Here is a 15,805-nt window from a genome sequence, read left to right on the forward strand (position 1 = left end):
GTCCTTTCTTCTCTACATTGCTACATTCTGAATATGCCAAAGTTGCTGTCAGGAATTGGCGCATTGAGCGCGGCTTTTAAGGCTTGAGCCAATACTTGACGCGTCTCTTTTGGGTCGATAATGCCGTCATCCCATAAACGCGCGCTGGCGTAGTAGGGATGCCCTTGAGACTCATACAAGTCTACGATAGATTCTCGGAATGCACTTTCTTCGGGCTCTGGCCATTCTTCACCTTGGCGTTTTTTCACTTCTCGACGCACTTGAGTGAGCACGCCAGCGGCTTGTTCTCCGCCCATGACGGAGATTCGTGCGTTTGGCCACATCCACATCATGGTTGGGTCATAAGCACGACCGCACATGCCGTAGTTGCCTGCACCGTAAGAGCCGCCAATAATCACGGTGAACTTAGGCACATCCGCACACGCAACCGCCATCACTAGTTTCGCGCCGTGTTTGGCAATGCCTTCCGCCTCAAGTTTTTTGCCCACCATAAACCCAGTGATGTTTTGCAAAAACAGTAGGGGAATTTTGCGTTTGGCACACAGCTCAATAAAGTGCGCGCCTTTCTGTGAGGACTCAGAAAACAAGATGCCGTTGTTAGCCACAATGCCAATCAGATGGCCGTGAATTCGTGCGAAGCCACATACTAAGGTCTTGCCATAAAGTGCTTTGAATTCATCGAAGTCTGAGTCATCAACCACACGAGCGATGATCTCTCTAACATCAAAAGACAAGCGCAGATTCGCATTGACGATGCCATACATCTCTTCGGCGTCGTAACGCGGTGGTAAAACCGGTTTGTCGCTTTGAATGGGGAGTGATTGATTGGTATTGGAGACAGCTTCGCGTGCCAGTTGCAATGCGTGCTGGTCGTTTTCTGCGTAGTAATCGGCAACGCCAGACTTACGACAATGCACGTCGGCTCCGCCTAGCTCTTCATCGGTGACAATTTCACCCGTTGCGGCTTTTACTAACGGTGGTCCTGCCAAGAAGATGGTGCCTTGTTTTTTGACCATGATGGAAACGTCCGCCATCGCAGGCACATAAGCGCCGCCTGCGGTACAAAGCCCCATCACAACTGCGACTTGAGGAATGCCTTGCGCCGACATTCTGGCTTGATTGAAGAAGATCCGCCCAAAGTGCTCTTTATCAGGAAAGACTTCAGCTTGATGAGGAAGGTTCGCGCCGCCAGAGTCCACCAAATAGACGCAAGGTAGTTGGCAACGTTGGGCGATCTCCTGCGCGCGTAGATGCTTTTTCACCGTGAGTGGGTAGTAGGTGCCGCCTTTGACGGAAGGATCGTTGGCGATCACCATGCATTGAATGCCTTCAATGGTGCCAATGCCCGCAACGACACCTGCGCATGGAATTGATTCTTCATAGACGTTCCAAGCGGCGAACTGTCCGACTTCAAGAAACTCGCTGCCTTCATCCAAAAGGTTCATAACACGCTCACGAACGGGCAGTTTTCCTTTCAGGCGTTGGCGGTCAATGGCTTTTTGTCCGCCACCTTGTTTGATGGCTTTGATATTGGCTTTAAGGTTGCTCACCAACTCGGTCATGACCGCTTTATTCGACAAAAACAGCTCGTCGGTTGGCTTGGTTTTACTTTTAATGATTGCCATAGTGACTTCCTTGTCGTTGGGTTAGCGAGATTCTTCGAACAACTCTCGTCCAATCAGCATGCGGCGAATTTCAGAAGTGCCAGCACCAATCTCATACAGTTTGGCGTCACGGAGTAATCGCCCAGTCGCGTATTCGTTGATGTAGCCATTGCCGCCTAGCAGCTGAATGGCATCGAGGGACATTTGCGTGGCAAGTTCGGCGCTGTAGAGGATCACGCCAGCGGCGTCTTTACGTGTGCATTCACCTCGGTCACAGGCGGCTGCGACAGCATAAACATAAGCTTTGGCGGCGTTCATGCGTGAATACATGTCAGCAAGCTTTCCTTGCACGAGTTGGAATTCACCGATGGATTTGCCGAACTGTTTGCGGTCGTGAACATACGGAACCACTTCGTCCATACAGGCTTGCATGATGCCAAGTGGACCGGCTGCTAATACCACGCGTTCGTAATCCAAGCCACTCATCAACACTTCGACACCACGGTTTAGTTCTCCCAAAACATTCTCTTTTGGAACGACACAATCTTGGAACACCAATTCACAGGTATTCGAGCCGCGCATACCAAGTTTGTCGAGCTTCTGCGCATGGCTAAAGCCTTCAAACTCCCGCTCAATAATGAAAGCGGTGATGCCGCGAGATCCACTATTGGGATCGGTTTTCGCGTAAACCACTAAGGTATCGGCATCAGGGCCATTGGTAATCCACATTTTGTTGCCGTTCATCAGATAATGGTCGCCTTTATCTTCGGCTCGTAGCTGCATACTAACCACATCAGAACCTGAGTTCGGCTCACTCATGGCTAATGCGCCGACGTGAGAACCATCAATGAGCTTAGGTAGGTACTTTTCTCGTTGAGCAGGAGAGCCATTGCGAAAGATTTGGTTAACACAAAGGTTGGAATGCGCGCCGTAACTGAGCGCGACAGACGCCGAAGCTCGGCTGATCTCTTCCATCGCAACAACATGAGCAAGATAGCCCATGCCTGCACCGCCAAACTCTTCGTCGACGGTTACGCCAAGCAAGCCCATTTCACCAAACTTGGACCACAGATGATTGGGGAATTGGTTGTCGCGATCGATGTCTGCGGCGATGGGGGCGATATGCTCGGTGGCAAACGCGTTGACGTGGTCTCGGAGCATATCGATGGTTTCACCAAGCCCAAAGTTGAGTGGGGTGTAGCTGCTTTTCATAACATTTCCCTGTTGAAAGTACTGCGGTTGTTAGTTCGAGTTACACTGCTTGGGCTTGGAAATTATGGTTATTCTTGTTTTAGTCGTTATAAGTTTGTAGTTATTGGCTGTTAGCTTTATTGTCGCTTAGCGCTTGTTTACAGCGCTCTTTGGCGGTTTCTAGCTCGTTCATCACAACGCTAATATCATCCAGTTGCTGCTGTAAGTGCGCTTGTTTTTCATCAATGATGGTTAGCATTTTAAGCAGCTGACCATCGCTTTGTTGGGTATCGTACAGCTCGAACAACTCTCGAATTTCCGCAAGCGAAAAGCCCAATCGCTTACCACGTAAAATCAGCTTGAGACGGATCTTATCTCTGCGTTGGTATACACGAATGTTGCCTTTTCGTTCCGGCTCTATCAGCCCGACATCCTCATAAAAACGAATACTTCGGGTCGTGATGTCGAACTCTTTGGCGAGGTCACTTATCTTGAATTTATCCACTCGGTTTTTCCCTCTAATGAATAGTTTTGGCTTCTTAAAATCCCTTCAAGCCTTGAACTAAACGGTCTAGCTAAAAGCATGAGAGTAAATTTGTGTTGTTATTAATGTGTTTCTTTACGTTAACGTAAATGTTAGTGCTATGCTTACGTAAACGTCAAGAAATCACAGTGCGAAAATTCATCGTTTTATGAGAGGCTGGAGTGACACCACATTCTGTGTGAAAGCTCCGTGGTAGCAGGTGTGAGGGATGAGTTCGTGAACTGTGAATTATCGTCAGAAGGGACGAGATCATGGGAAACGACATCTGGATTGTCAGTGCAAAGCGAACGCCAATCGGGCGCTTTCAAGGTCAGTTACAAGGTTATTCAGCACCTCAATTAGGGGCATTTGCTATCAAAGCGGCAATGGATGCGAGTGGTGTTAGCGAAGTTGACGAAGTCTATATGGGCTGCGTATTACCTGCGGGGTGCGGACAAGCACCAGCCAGACAAGCAGCGCTAGGTGCAGATCTTCCACTGACGACAGGCTGTACCACCATCAACAAAGTGTGTGGCTCTGGCATGAAAAGCGTCATGTTAGCTCACGATCTTATCAAAGCGGGCAGCATTCGCAGTGCCATTGCTGGTGGTATGGAAAGCATGACTAATGCGCCGTACCTGCTTAAAGAAGCACGTAACGGCATGCGAATGGGTCACCAATCTACTCACGACCATATGTTTCTCGACGGTCTTCAAGATGCGTATGAGGGGCACTTGATGGGCGTTTATGCGCAGCAAACGGCTGACCGCTCTGAGTTTACTCGTGAACAAATGGATGAATGGGCAATCCTATCCGCGACAAGAGCATTGGAAGCGCAAGAGCAGCGTCTGTTTGACGACGAAATCTCACCGGTAGAAATCACGACTCGTCATAGCACTTCAACATTGGATTACGACGAGCATCCACGCTCCATCAAGCTCGACAAGATTCCCCAACTCAAACCTGCGTTCGATAAGAACGGCTCGGTGACGGCTGCAAACTCAAGTGCGATATCCGATGGTGCTGCAGCCTTGGTGTTAATAGACTCGCAGGTGGCACAGCATCAAGGTCTAACGCCATTAGCAATCATCAAAGGGCACTCGACCCACGCCAGAAAGCCCGCCGAATTTACCCTCGCGCCCGTCTTTGCGATAGAGCAGTTGTTATCTCAACTCGATTGGTCAGTAGACGAGGTCGATCTTTGGGAGATCAATGAAGCCTTTGCTGTTGTCACGCAAGTCGCGGTACGCCAATTAGGCATCGATAAAGACACAGTAAACATCAAAGGCGGTGCGTGTGCGCTTGGGCATCCAATTGGCGCAAGTGGAGCTCGTATTTTAGTGACTCTCATTCATAGCCTGCGCCAACTGCAATCGCTTGGTGTAGATGGTGACAACAACAATAAAAAAGTGATGCGAGGTGTTGCATCACTTTGTATCGGTGGTGGTGAAGCCACTGCTATTGGTATCGAGATACCGCTTTAATTCCAATTACGACAAACGTTAACAAAGGACTAGATTATGACTCGCACGGTTCCCTTATTCATCGATGGTGAGTTTCGTGAATCTCAAGCAACGGATTGGGTAGAAGTGACAAGCCCTGCCACCAATGACGTGATTGCGCGCTTGCCATGCGCAACGGATGAAGAGATGCACGCGGCAATTGAAAGTGCAAAAGCCATCTTTACCTGTTGGAAAGATGTCGCCGTGTCTGAGCGTGCGCGTTTAATGCTGCGCTACCAACATCTACTTAAAGAACATCATGATGAATTGGCGACGTTACTTTCTCACGAGACGGGCAAGATCTTTGCGGATGCAAAAGGGGATGTGTGGCGTGGTATTGAAGTGGTCGAGCAAGCTGCCAATATCGCCAGCAACATGATGGGAGAAACCGTCGAGAATGTTGCGACCGATATCGACAGTTATTCGCTGATTCAACCGCTTGGGGTGTGCTGCGGTATTACGCCGTTTAACTTCCCTGCCATGATCCCTTTGTGGATGTTCCCAATCGCGATTGCGAGCGGAAACACTTTTGTTCTTAAACCTTCTGAGCAAGTGCCTCTCACGTCAATTCGCTTGGCTGAACTGTTCGAAGAAGCGGGTGCACCAAAAGGTGTGCTACAAATCGTGCACGGTCGTAAAGAGCAGGTCGATTTGCTGCTGAAACATCCCGATATCCAAGCCGTTTCTTTCGTTGGTTCTGTACCCGTAGCGCAATACATTTACACCACAGGCACACAGAACTTCAAACGTGTTCAAGCCTTTGCTGGCGCGAAAAACCATATGGTAGTGATGCCAGATGCGAACAAAAACCAAGTGGTGAACAACTTAGTTGGCTCTTCGGTTGGTGCGGCAGGGCAACGTTGTATGGCGATATCCGTTGCGGTGTTTGTAGGCAGTTCGAAAGAGTGGATTGCCGACCTAAAACAAGAAATGGCGAAAGTGCATCCGGGTGCTTGGGATGACGAGAATGCCGCGTATGGTCCTTTGATCAGCGCACAAGCAAAACAGCGTGTGCTTGGTTTGATTGAAGAAGGCAAACAACAGGGCGCGGTGTGTGAACTTGATGGTAGCCAATGTGAAGTAGAAGGCTTCCCTGAAGGTAACTGGGTCGGTCCAACCTTATTCAGCGGTGTCACCACCTCGATGTCGATTTACACCCAAGAAATCTTCGGACCTGTTTTGGTGTGTATTGAGGTCGACACGTTACAAGAAGCGATAGAGCTCGTGAATTGCAACCCATACGGCAACGGCACTTCCATCTTCACTGCGAATGGTGCGGCGGCGAGAAAGTATCAACATGAGATTCAAGTCGGTCAGGTAGGTGTGAACGTACCGATTCCAGTACCTTTGCCATTCTTCTCGTTTACTGGGTGGCGCGGCAGCTTTTACGGTGATTTGCACGCCTACGGCAAACAAGCGGTGCGCTTCTACACCGAGACCAAAACCGTGACGGCTCGTTGGTTTGATGACGATATCCCAACCGGTCCAAACCTGACTATTAACTTGCGCTAACGAAGTAAGGAGCTCATATGGATTTTGAACTCAACGAAGATCAACGTATGTTTGCCGACACGGCTCAGCAGTTTGCGGCAGAGCGTTTAGCGCCAATGGCAGCAGAGTGGGATGAAAAACAAATCTTCCCGAAAGACATTCTTCGAGAGGCAGGAGAGCTTGGTTTCTTGAGCCTCTATACCCCAGAAGAACAAGGCGGTTTGGGCTTAAGCCGTTTGGACGCGTCTATCATTTTCGAGCAACTCTCCATGGGGTGCACATCGACCACCGCATTTATGACCATTCACAACATGGTGACTTGGATGGTCGCGAGCTTTGCGACCGATGAAGTGAAAGACACGTTCTGCCCGAAACTTATTACGGGTGAATTCCTTGGATCTTATTGTTTAACCGAGCCAAACGCAGGTTCGGACGCGGCGTCTCTAACGACTTCTGCGACTAAGCAAGGTGATAACTACATACTCAATGGCGGCAAAACCTTTATCTCTGGCGCAGGCGATACCGACGTTTTAGTCGTGATGGCGAGAACCGGCGATGCAGGTGCGAGAGGCGTATCTGCGTTTGTTGTCCCCGCCGATGCAGACGGCATTAGCTACGGACGTAAAGAGCCGAAGATGGGCTGGAACAGTCAGCCAACACGCGCGGTGACCTTCGATAATGTTTCTATTCCTGCCTCACATTTGCTCGGTGAAGAGGGACAAGGGTTTGTGTTCGCTATGAAAGGTTTGGATGGTGGACGCATCAACATTGCTACCTGTTCGGTCGGTACGGCTCAGCAAGCGCTGAATCAAGCGGCGCAGTACATGCAAGAACGTAAACAGTTCGGCAAATCATTAGCTCAATTCCAAGCATTGCAATTCAAACTGGCAGATATGGCAACCGAGCTTGTCGCTGCCCGCCAACTGGTGCGGTACGCCGCAAGCAAGTTAGACCGAGGTGACCTAGACGCCACGACTTATTGTGCCATGGCAAAACGCTTTGCAACCGATGTCGGCTTTCAAGTCTGTGACCAAGCGCTACAGCTTTACGGTGGCTATGGCTACATCAAAGAATACCCAATGGAACGCTATTTCCGTGATGTTCGAGTGCACCAGATTTTGGAAGGCACCAACGAGATCATGCGGTTGATCATCGCGCGTCGATTGCTCGCAGAAGAGTCCGCATTGCTATAAGTGCAGCCGACAAGCTCTGCTTTTATTCATAAAGCTCAGGTCATTTTCATCAAGAAAGGATTCAGAGATATGTCACTAACAGAACAACAAGCGATTCAACATACCATCAGCAATCATGTTGCGGTGGTGACCATGAACAACCCGCCCGCCAACACTTGGACGTCACAAAGCTTAACCGCGTTGAAAGAGCTAGTGTTGGCGCTAAACGACAATAAAGACGTTTACGCTCTAGTGCTCACAGGAAGTGGAGAGAAGTTTTTCTCTGCAGGGGCAGACCTCAAGTTGTTTGCTGATGGCGATAAAGCGGTTGCGTTAGAGATGGCGCGTATATTTGGTGAAGCCTTTGAAACGCTCTCTGCATTTCGAGGGGTTTCCATTGCTGCCATCAACGGCTACGCCATGGGAGGCGGATTAGAAGTCGCATTGGCGTGTGATATTCGTGTGGTGGAAGAGCAAGCCGTACTGGCACTGCCAGAGGCGAAAGTGGGATTACTGCCTTGTGCTGGTGGTACGCAAAACCTAACCGCATTGGTCGGCGAAGGTTGGGCGAAACGCATCATATTGTGCGGTGAACAAGTCGGTGCAGCACAAGCGAGAGAACTTGGCTTAGCAGAAGAAGTGGTGGCAAAAGGTGGAGCGCTTAATAAAGCTATTGAGCTTGCAGAATCGGTTGCCAATCAATCGCCTTCTTCGGTAACCGCATGTAAAGCACTTATCCAAAACATGCGTTCAGCGCCACTCAAACATGGTCTGATTAAAGAGCGAGAGCTGTTTCTAAACTTATTCGATACCGAAGATCAAACCGAGGGAGTTCGTGCCTTCTTAGAAAAACGTAAACCCAACTGGAAGAATCAATAGGAGGTCGCATGACAGGGAAAGTAACCATTAGCGAAATAGGTTGTTTAGACGGCGTGCACCGAATTGGTATCGCGACGTTAGACAACACGGCTTCTTTGAATGCGTTGACTTACGACATGTTGGCAGAGCTCAACGACCAACTTATCGAATGGCAAGATGACCCTGATTTGGTGTGTGTCATCCTCAATGGCGCGGGTGAAAAAGCGTTTTGTGCAGGGGGCGATGTACGAACCATGTACCACGTCATGCACGAAAAAAGCAAAGAAGAAACTGCCGAGTTCTGCTCTAACTACTTCTCGCTCGAATACGAATGCGATTACCTGATTCATACCTACCAAAAGCCAATCATTGGTTGGGGAGAGGGCATTGTGATGGGCGGTGGCATGGGCTTATTTATGGGCACCAGCCATAGAGTCGTCACGCCTAAATCTCGTCTCGCGATGCCAGAGATCAATATCGGACTTTACCCGGACGTGGGTGGTACTTGGTTCTTAAGCCAAATCGACCCAGAGGTAGGTTTGTTCCTTGGGTTAACCGGTGCAATGGTGAATTCAAGTGACGCTGTCACTATAGGGCTGGCAGAATGGTTGCTGCTGGAAGAGCAATATCCGGCGCTGCTTGAAGAGCTGAAACAAGTCGACTGGGGCTCTGCCGATGCCAAATCGCTTGTCAGTGCGTTACTTCAGTTGATGGAAGATCAAGTCATCGACAGTAAGCCGACAACTCAGATTTGCCCTTATCTCGACCAAATTAAAGAAGCCTGCAAAGGCTATGACTTAAATCAGATTGCCAAAAATATTCAAGCAATGGAAGGCGAGACTCAATGGCTTGAGAACGCACAAAAATCATTTGTTGCGGGCAGTCCGATCACCGCACATATCTGTTTTAGGCAAGTCAAAGAGTACCACCGTTTATCGTTGGCGGATTGTTTCCGTCTAGAGCTAACCTTGTCAGTTCGCAGCGCATTACTCGGTGAGTTTGAAGAGGGCGTGCGCTCTCGGTTAGTTGATAAAGATGGCAATCCAAAATGGATGTTTAACAGCGTCAGTGAAGTCGATGAAAGCGTCATCGATAACTTGTTCACTTCTCTTTGGTCAGAAGAGGAACATCCACTTGCACAGCTAGGAAAATAAGGAGAAACAACATGAGTACCATTGCATTTATTGGCTTGGGCAACATGGGCAGTCCAATGGCACAAAACCTATTGGCGTCAGGGTTTCACGTGCAAGTGTTCGATGTGGATGTGAACGCGGCGAAGCAACTTGAACCGTTTGGCGCGGTGGTTGCTAGCACGTTAGAAGAAGCCGTAGATGGCGCAGGAACCGTTATCACCATGCTACCAGCAGGTGCACACGTGCGCGCGGTGTACTTAGGGGATTTACACGGTGGTGTCGGTCTGCTCAATATTGTGCAGGACAACGCATTACTGATTGACTGTTCGACCATCGATCCAGATTCTGCTCGCTTGGTGGCGAACGAAGCTCAGAACAAACGATTGTTGTTTGTCGATTCTCCCGTCTCTGGTGGTGTAGCAGGCGCAAAAGCAGCAACGCTGACCTTTATTGTTGGCGGTTCGGACGAAGCGTTCTCTAAAGCCAATGCGATCTTGCAATACATGGGCAAGAACGTGTTCCATGCTGGTAAAGCGGGCGATGGTCAGATGGCAAAAATCTGTAATAACCTGATGTTGGGCATTTTGATGTCGGGAACTTGCGAGGCGCTCAATCTCGGCATTGACCATGGTCTCGACCCGAAAGTCTTATCCAATATCATGCTGCAAAGCTCTGGTCGAAACTGGGCGTTGGAGCTCTATAACCCATGCCCCGGCGTGATGGACTCTGCGCCAGCGAGCAACCAATACAATCCGGGCTTTATGAGCAAGTTGATGCTAAAAGATCTTGGCTTAGGCTTGGATGCGGCGTTGCAAACCAACTCTTCTGTTCCGATGGGCTCTTTGGCTCGTAATCTTTATGCATTCCATAACGCAGCAGGTCATGCAGAACTCGACTTTTCAAGCTTGTTTGAATTCTATAAGAACCAAAAGGGTTAAAAGAGAGATTTCCTATCACGCTCGTTCCTCGCTGTAGGGAATGACGGTGTCGGCGAGGCTACGACTGCCATTCACCTTATCTGGACGAGCTCGATAGTTTCTAAGTAAATAGGTTCTAGGCAAACAGTTTTTTCTAGACAAGCTTTTAAGCATGGAAGTTATTCAGTAATGGAGTACAGATATGGATTTAAAAAACAGTGTCATTGCAATCACAGGTGCGGGGCAAGGGTTAGGGCAGATGATGGCAGTCAGCCTTGCTCAAGCGGGAGCGGATTTAGCGTTGCTTGATGTTAACGAAACGGGACTGCTGAATACCCAAGAACAATGCCGGATGCTCAGTGCCAAAGCATTGATCTATCGACTTGATGTGACCGATGAATCTGAAGTGGAAGATACCTTTAATGAGATTCTTCAAGACTTTGGGCAGCTAAATGGCTTAGTTAATAACGCTGGCGTTTTGCGAGATGGATTGTTAGTCAAAGCCAAAGACGGCGAGATCACCAAGATGTCGCTTGAGCAGTTCAACCTAGTGATGAACGTCAATGTCACGGGCACCTTCTTGTGTGGGCGAGAAGCGGCAGTCAAAATGATCGAGAGTGGCTCGAAAGGCGCCATCATTAACATCTCCAGCGTGGCGAGAGCGGGCAATATTGGACAAACCAATTACTCTGCCTCGAAAGCTGCCGTCGCAACCATGGCAACAACATGGGCAAGAGAACTCGCCAGATATGGTATTCGCTCTGCAGCTATTGCGCCCGGTGTCGTCAAAACGGCAATGGCAGATCAAATGAAACCAGAAGCCATAGACCGACTGCAAAAGATGATACCCGTCGGTAGGATGGGGGAGACGAGTGAGATTGCTCATGCCGTGAAATACATTCTCGAGAACGACTACTTTACAGGGCGAGTGCTCGAAGTGGATGGGGGAATGAGAATGTAGCATTGAGCTATTTGTTTCTAACAGCGAGCGCTAGTTAAGTAGCGCTCGTTTCTTTTTAGTGAGTTCATTCGATTAACAATTGAACCAAACATCACTCTCAAAAAGTACTTGGTATTAATCTGGTAAATTGGATTGCCTAAATAATCATTTGTCGTATAAATGTCATGTAAATAGTATGTGAATTCATAACTATGATGCTGGTCACGCTTTACTTAATTCGTACTTTCTAATGTAGCTCACACTCTCGCGCCGAATACGCAACTGATTACTCTTCTCGTTTGCGTTGTTTAAGTTACTGTAAAGAAAAGGATATACGTTGTAGTACGTTAATATTGCGCACCTGTTTTGCTATTCCTTTATCAATATTAGCTTTCATAAATGGAACGTTAGTTTCCATCTGTGGCTAATGAGCTTTCCTTTTTCCCTCCGCATAATGCGCTCGAATGTAACAATGTATTTCAAAGTGTAACAATAAACTCACGTTGTGAGTGTGGTTTTAACCATCAAGCAACTTGATACCTCCCACCAAGAAGTCCATTGCTGCACAAGCTCAACACAAAAATATTCTAATGACCAAGACAACCAATCGCAGGGCTTGCTCTGTTGTTGGCTAACCATCGAGAAAGTTAATGGAAGCTTCAAGATACAAACGCATCTTAGCGAGGATAAGTTTGGCAGGAACCATTCTTATGCTTTCAGGGTGTAACTCTGCTCTACTTGACCCGAAAGGTAGTATTGGCGTTCAGGAAAAAGAACTGATCATTACAGCGCTTTTACTGATGCTGATTGTCGTGATCCCCGTGATTTTAATGACAATCTACTTTGCTTACCGCTACCGAGAGTCGAACACTGGCGAGGAATACGCTCCAGAGTGGGCGCACTCGACCAAGATCGAAGTGGTGGTGTGGACGATTCCAATCATCATCATCGCGATTCTGGCAACCATCACTTGGCGTTCTACTCATGAGTTAGAGCCATCCAAGCCCATCGCAAGTGACGTCAAACCCATCACCATTGAGGTAGTGTCACTCGACTGGAAATGGCTGTTTATCTACCCAGAAGAGAACATTGCGACAGTGAACTACGTGGCGTTTCCGAAAGATGTGCCGGTTCAGTTCAAACTGACCTCAGACAACATCATGAACGCGTTCTTTATCCCGCGTCTCGGTACTCAGATATACGCGATGCCAGGCATGGTGACCAAGTTGAATCTGATAGCGAACCACACTGGGGATTACAAGGGCTTTGCTTCTAACTACAGCGGTAAGGGTTTCTCGCAGATGAAATTTACCGCAGCAGCAATGGAAGATCGCACTGCATTCCTGAATTGGGTTCAGCAAGTGAAAGCCAGCCCTGATCGAATCGAAGACTGGGATCAATTCCGTGCGCTTGCATCACCAACGGTGGCGGAGCCTGTGAAGATGTTCTCTAGTATTCCACCATTTTTGTTCACTGACGTCGTGACCCAGCATCCGGGTTCAATGAACTGTTTGCCGGAAAATCTAGGATAATCGCAATGTTTGGAAGATTAACACTTGAATCAATCCCTTATCACGAGCCGATTATTGTCGTCACTCTAGCGGTGATCGCGATCGTTGGATTGGCTGTCGTTGCGGCGATAACCAAAGCGGGTAAGTGGCAATACTTATGGAATGAATGGTTTACTTCGGTAGACCACAAAAAACTAGGCTTTATGTACATCGCCGTGGCAATGGTGATGTTGATTCGTGGCTTTGCTGATGCGGTCATGATGCGTAGCCAACAACTGCTGTCTGCGGCAGGCGAGAGCGGTTATTTACCACCACATCACTACGACCAAATCTTTACTGCCCATGGCGTAATCATGATTTTCTTCGTGGCAATGCCGTTGGTGATTGGTTTGATGAACATCATCGTACCTCTGCAAATTGGTGCTCGTGATGTGGCATTCCCTTACCTAAACAACCTAAGTTTCTGGCTGTTTGTTGTGGGTGTGATCCTCACCAACATGTCACTTGGTTTGGGTGAGTTTGGTCGTACTGGTTGGTTGGCGTATCCGCCGCTGTCTGGTATTGAGGCAAGCCCCGGAGTTGGGGTGGATTATTGGATATGGGCGCTGCAAATATCTGGTGTCGGCACCACGCTGACAGGCGTGAACTTCTTTGCGACTATTTTGCGCATGCGCACGCCGTCTATGCCAATGATGAAGATGCCAGTGTTCACGTGGGCTTCCCTGTGTGCCAACATCCTAATCATCATTTCATTCCCAATCCTAACCGTAACCATCGCGCTACTAACGTTGGATCGCTACATCGGTACGCACTTCTTCACCAATGACCTTGGCGGCAACGTAATGATGTACGTCAACCTGATTTGGGCATGGGGTCACCCAGAAGTGTACATCCTGATCTTGCCTATTTTTGGCGTGTTCTCTGAGGTAACGGCAACCTTCTCATGCAAGAAGCTGTTTGGTTACACCTCGCTAGTATGGGCGACCATTGTAATTACGATTTTGGCGTTCGTCGTTTGGCTGCATCACTTCTTCACCATGGGCTCAGGTGCAAATGTGAATGCATTCTTCGGCATCGCCACCATGATCATCTCTATCCCTACCGGGGTGAAGATCTTCAACTGGCTATTCACCATGTACAAAGGGCGAATCCGCTTTACCACGCCGATGATGTGGACGGTTGGCTTCCTGATTACCTTCTCTGTGGGTGGTATGACGGGCGTACTGATGGCGGTTCCGGGGGCGGACTTTGTTCTGCACAACTCCGTGTTCCTAATTGCGCACTTCCACAACGTAATCATCGGTGGTGTGGTATTCGGTTGTTTCGCAGCAATCACATACTGGTTCCCGAAAGCAACTGGCTTCACCATGAACGAAGCGTGGGGCAAACGTGCATTCATTTGCTGGATTGTCGGTTTCCTAATGGCGTTCTTACCGCTTTATGCACTGGGCTTTATGGGCATGACGCGTCGTCTAAGCCAAGACCTTAACCCAGAATACTTCCCATTGTTGGCAGTTGCAGCAGCAGGTACGGCAGTGATTGCGCTTGGCGTGGTTTGTCAGTTCATACAAATCTACGTGAGTGTTCGTGACCGCGAACAAAACCGAGACCTAACAGGTGACCCATGGGGCGGTCGTACCTTTGAGTGGGCGACGTCCTCACCACCGCCGTTCTACAACTTTGCACACCTACCAAAAGGTGATGTGCTAGACGCGTTCTGGTACCAAAAGCAGAGTGGCGAATTCGATCCAACCAAAGAAGTGGAATACGAACGCATTCACATGCCGAAGAACACACCAACAGGTATCTATGTGTCTGCATGGGCATTGGTATTTGGCTTCGCAATGATCTGGTACATCTGGTGGCTAGCAGCAGCAAGTTTTGTTGGCATCATCGTGACGTGTATCCAGCACAGCTACAACGACGACGTGGATTACTACGTTGAAGTAGAAGAAATCAAAGCGATTGAAGCGGAGCGTCGAGCTCAACTTGAAGAAGCGAAGAAAAACGAAGTGAAAGACAACGATAAGAAAGACGATCTGGAGGTGACCTATGCAAGCTAATGTTGCGGTTCACGACCACGATCATCACCATGATTCTGCAGGCATTAAGCTGTTTGGTTTCTGGATTTACCTAATGAGTGACTGTGTATTGTTTGCGACTTTGTTCGCGACTTACGCAGTACTAGAAAGCGGATCTATTGCGGGTCCAACCGGTAAAGACATTTTCGAACTGCCGTTCGTGTTTGTAGAAACCATGTTGCTGCTGTTCAGCAGTATCACGTTTGGCTTCGGCATGATTGCGATGAAGCGCAAAGACGTTGCAGGTTTAAAACGTTGGTTAAAAGTGACCTTCTTACTTGGCGCTGGCTTTATCGGGATGGAAGTGTACGAGTTCCATCACCTGATTGTTGAAGGCTATGGTCCACAAGAAAGTGCATTCTTGTCGGCGTTTTTCACTTTGGTTGGAACACACGGTCTGCACGTAACCTTTGGTTTGATCTGGCTAGCTGTGTGCTACCACCAACTGTCAACCAAAGGCTTGAACGATAACATGTCGATGCGATTCCAGTGCTTGAGCTTGTTCTGGCACTTCCTAGACATCGTTTGGATTTGTGTATTCACCATCGTTTACTTATTGGGGGTTATGTAATGGAACAACATCTAGATACAGGTGCCTCTGATTACGTAAAAGGCTTTATTGCGTCTCTGATCCTGACCGTGATTCCTTTCTACTGTGTGTGGGCGCAAGTGCTGCCAGATACCGCAACTTATGCCGTGTTATTTGGTTGTGCGATTGTGCAAATCTTTGTGCACTTTAAGTACTTCCTGCACATGGAAGTGAAAACGTCAGAAGGTCAGTGGAACGTGGTGTCACTGATGTTTACCGCCATTGTTGTGTTGATTCTGATCGCTGGCTCGATCTGGATCATCTACAACATGAACGTCAACATGAAGTTGTAG

At 48.6% G+C, this 15,805-nt stretch carries 14 protein-coding genes; 11 read left to right on the forward strand and 3 right to left on the reverse strand.

Annotated elements, in window-relative coordinates:
• Positions 1 to 20: 20 nt before the first annotated feature.
• From J4N44_RS21145 to J4N44_RS21155, 3 genes are all read right to left on the reverse strand, one after another.
• Positions 21 to 1,625 carry a carboxyl transferase domain-containing protein gene (locus J4N44_RS21145; protein WP_252045733.1) on the reverse strand — a complete coding sequence of 535 codons (1,605 nt, stop codon included), beginning with the start codon at positions 1,623 to 1,625 and terminating at the stop codon, positions 21 to 23.
• 21 nt (positions 1,626 to 1,646) lie between these two features.
• On the reverse strand, positions 1,647 to 2,816 hold the full coding sequence (locus J4N44_RS21150) for an isovaleryl-CoA dehydrogenase (RefSeq protein ID WP_252045734.1): 1,170 nt from the start codon (positions 2,814 to 2,816) through the stop codon (positions 1,647 to 1,649).
• A 100-nt stretch (positions 2,817 to 2,916) separates the two neighbouring features.
• Entirely contained in the window at positions 2,917 to 3,300 is a 384-nt protein-coding gene (locus tag J4N44_RS21155) for a MerR family transcriptional regulator (protein WP_005440681.1), read from the reverse strand.
• A gap of 290 nt (positions 3,301 to 3,590) precedes the next feature.
• On the opposite strand from J4N44_RS21155, the gene J4N44_RS21160 reads away from it, so the two are divergent.
• The 11 genes from J4N44_RS21160 to cyoD all read left to right on the forward strand — a co-directional run bounded on the left by J4N44_RS21160 (position 3,591) and on the right by cyoD (position 15,805).
• Complete coding sequence (locus J4N44_RS21160) at positions 3,591 to 4,802, forward strand: thiolase family protein (protein WP_252045735.1); 1,212 nt, start codon at positions 3,591 to 3,593, stop codon at positions 4,800 to 4,802.
• A 36-nt stretch (positions 4,803 to 4,838) separates the two neighbouring features.
• Complete coding sequence (locus J4N44_RS21165) at positions 4,839 to 6,332, forward strand: CoA-acylating methylmalonate-semialdehyde dehydrogenase (protein ID WP_252045736.1); 1,494 nt, start codon at positions 4,839 to 4,841, stop codon at positions 6,330 to 6,332.
• A gap of 17 nt (positions 6,333 to 6,349) precedes the next feature.
• Positions 6,350 to 7,504, forward strand: coding sequence for an acyl-CoA dehydrogenase family protein (locus tag J4N44_RS21170; RefSeq protein WP_252045737.1), 1,155 nt, complete (start codon positions 6,350 to 6,352; stop codon positions 7,502 to 7,504).
• Positions 7,505 to 7,573: 69 nt separating this feature from the next.
• Complete coding sequence (locus J4N44_RS21175; RefSeq protein ID WP_045477661.1) at positions 7,574 to 8,362, forward strand: enoyl-CoA hydratase; 789 nt, start codon at positions 7,574 to 7,576, stop codon at positions 8,360 to 8,362.
• A gap of 8 nt (positions 8,363 to 8,370) precedes the next feature.
• The gene (locus J4N44_RS21180; protein ID WP_252045738.1) at positions 8,371 to 9,495 is read left to right on the forward strand and encodes an enoyl-CoA hydratase/isomerase family protein; all 1,125 of its coding nucleotides are present in this window, start codon (positions 8,371 to 8,373) and stop codon (positions 9,493 to 9,495) included.
• 11 nt (positions 9,496 to 9,506) lie between these two features.
• Entirely contained in the window at positions 9,507 to 10,412 is a 906-nt protein-coding gene (gene mmsB / locus J4N44_RS21185) for a 3-hydroxyisobutyrate dehydrogenase (RefSeq protein WP_005451602.1), read from the forward strand.
• Positions 10,413 to 10,593: 181 nt separating this feature from the next.
• Positions 10,594 to 11,352 (forward strand): SDR family oxidoreductase, encoded by a 759-nt coding sequence (locus tag J4N44_RS21190; RefSeq protein WP_252045739.1) that lies wholly within the window; start codon positions 10,594 to 10,596, stop codon positions 11,350 to 11,352.
• A gap of 629 nt (positions 11,353 to 11,981) precedes the next feature.
• On the forward strand, positions 11,982 to 12,863 hold the full coding sequence (gene cyoA / locus J4N44_RS21195) for a ubiquinol oxidase subunit II (protein ID WP_152164222.1): 882 nt from the start codon (positions 11,982 to 11,984) through the stop codon (positions 12,861 to 12,863).
• A gap of 5 nt (positions 12,864 to 12,868) precedes the next feature.
• Positions 12,869 to 14,905 carry a cytochrome o ubiquinol oxidase subunit I gene (gene cyoB / locus J4N44_RS21200; RefSeq protein ID WP_252045740.1) on the forward strand — a complete coding sequence of 679 codons (2,037 nt, stop codon included), beginning with the start codon at positions 12,869 to 12,871 and terminating at the stop codon, positions 14,903 to 14,905.
• Positions 14,895 to 15,494, forward strand: coding sequence for a cytochrome o ubiquinol oxidase subunit III (cyoC, locus tag J4N44_RS21205; protein ID WP_005451611.1), 600 nt, complete (start codon positions 14,895 to 14,897; stop codon positions 15,492 to 15,494). Before cyoB ends, cyoC begins: the two co-directional genes overlap by 11 nt.
• Positions 15,494 to 15,805 (forward strand): cytochrome o ubiquinol oxidase subunit IV, encoded by a 312-nt coding sequence (cyoD, locus tag J4N44_RS21210; RefSeq protein WP_005443825.1) that lies wholly within the window; start codon positions 15,494 to 15,496, stop codon positions 15,803 to 15,805. The genes cyoC and cyoD overlap by 1 nt, the downstream gene beginning before the upstream one ends.

It is taken from the genome of Vibrio sp. SCSIO 43155, from assembly GCF_023716605.1.
Taxonomy (GTDB): Bacteria; Pseudomonadota; Gammaproteobacteria; order Enterobacterales; family Vibrionaceae; genus Vibrio; species Vibrio harveyi.

What these genes read in the sequence shown, in the direction of transcription:
- J4N44_RS21145 (WP_252045733.1), bottom strand. Translation starts at nt 1,625, where the DNA reads ATGGCAATCATTAAAAGTAAAACCAAGCCAACCGACGAGCTGTTTTTG.
- J4N44_RS21150 (WP_252045734.1), bottom strand. Translation starts at nt 2,816, where the DNA reads ATGAAAAGCAGCTACACCCCACTCAACTTTGGGCTTGGTGAAACCATC.
- J4N44_RS21160 (WP_252045735.1), top strand. Translation starts at nt 3,591, where the DNA reads ATGGGAAACGACATCTGGATTGTCAGTGCAAAGCGAACGCCAATCGGG.
- J4N44_RS21165 (WP_252045736.1), top strand. Translation starts at nt 4,839, where the DNA reads ATGACTCGCACGGTTCCCTTATTCATCGATGGTGAGTTTCGTGAATCT.
- J4N44_RS21170 (WP_252045737.1), top strand. Translation starts at nt 6,350, where the DNA reads ATGGATTTTGAACTCAACGAAGATCAACGTATGTTTGCCGACACGGCT.
- J4N44_RS21175 (WP_045477661.1), top strand. Translation starts at nt 7,574, where the DNA reads ATGTCACTAACAGAACAACAAGCGATTCAACATACCATCAGCAATCAT.
- J4N44_RS21180 (WP_252045738.1), top strand. Translation starts at nt 8,371, where the DNA reads ATGACAGGGAAAGTAACCATTAGCGAAATAGGTTGTTTAGACGGCGTG.
- mmsB (WP_005451602.1), top strand. Translation starts at nt 9,507, where the DNA reads ATGAGTACCATTGCATTTATTGGCTTGGGCAACATGGGCAGTCCAATG.
- J4N44_RS21190 (WP_252045739.1), top strand. Translation starts at nt 10,594, where the DNA reads ATGGATTTAAAAAACAGTGTCATTGCAATCACAGGTGCGGGGCAAGGG.
- cyoA (WP_152164222.1), top strand. Translation starts at nt 11,982, where the DNA reads ATGGAAGCTTCAAGATACAAACGCATCTTAGCGAGGATAAGTTTGGCA.
- cyoB (WP_252045740.1), top strand. Translation starts at nt 12,869, where the DNA reads ATGTTTGGAAGATTAACACTTGAATCAATCCCTTATCACGAGCCGATT.
- cyoC (WP_005451611.1), top strand. Translation starts at nt 14,895, where the DNA reads ATGCAAGCTAATGTTGCGGTTCACGACCACGATCATCACCATGATTCT.
- cyoD (WP_005443825.1), top strand. Translation starts at nt 15,494, where the DNA reads ATGGAACAACATCTAGATACAGGTGCCTCTGATTACGTAAAAGGCTTT.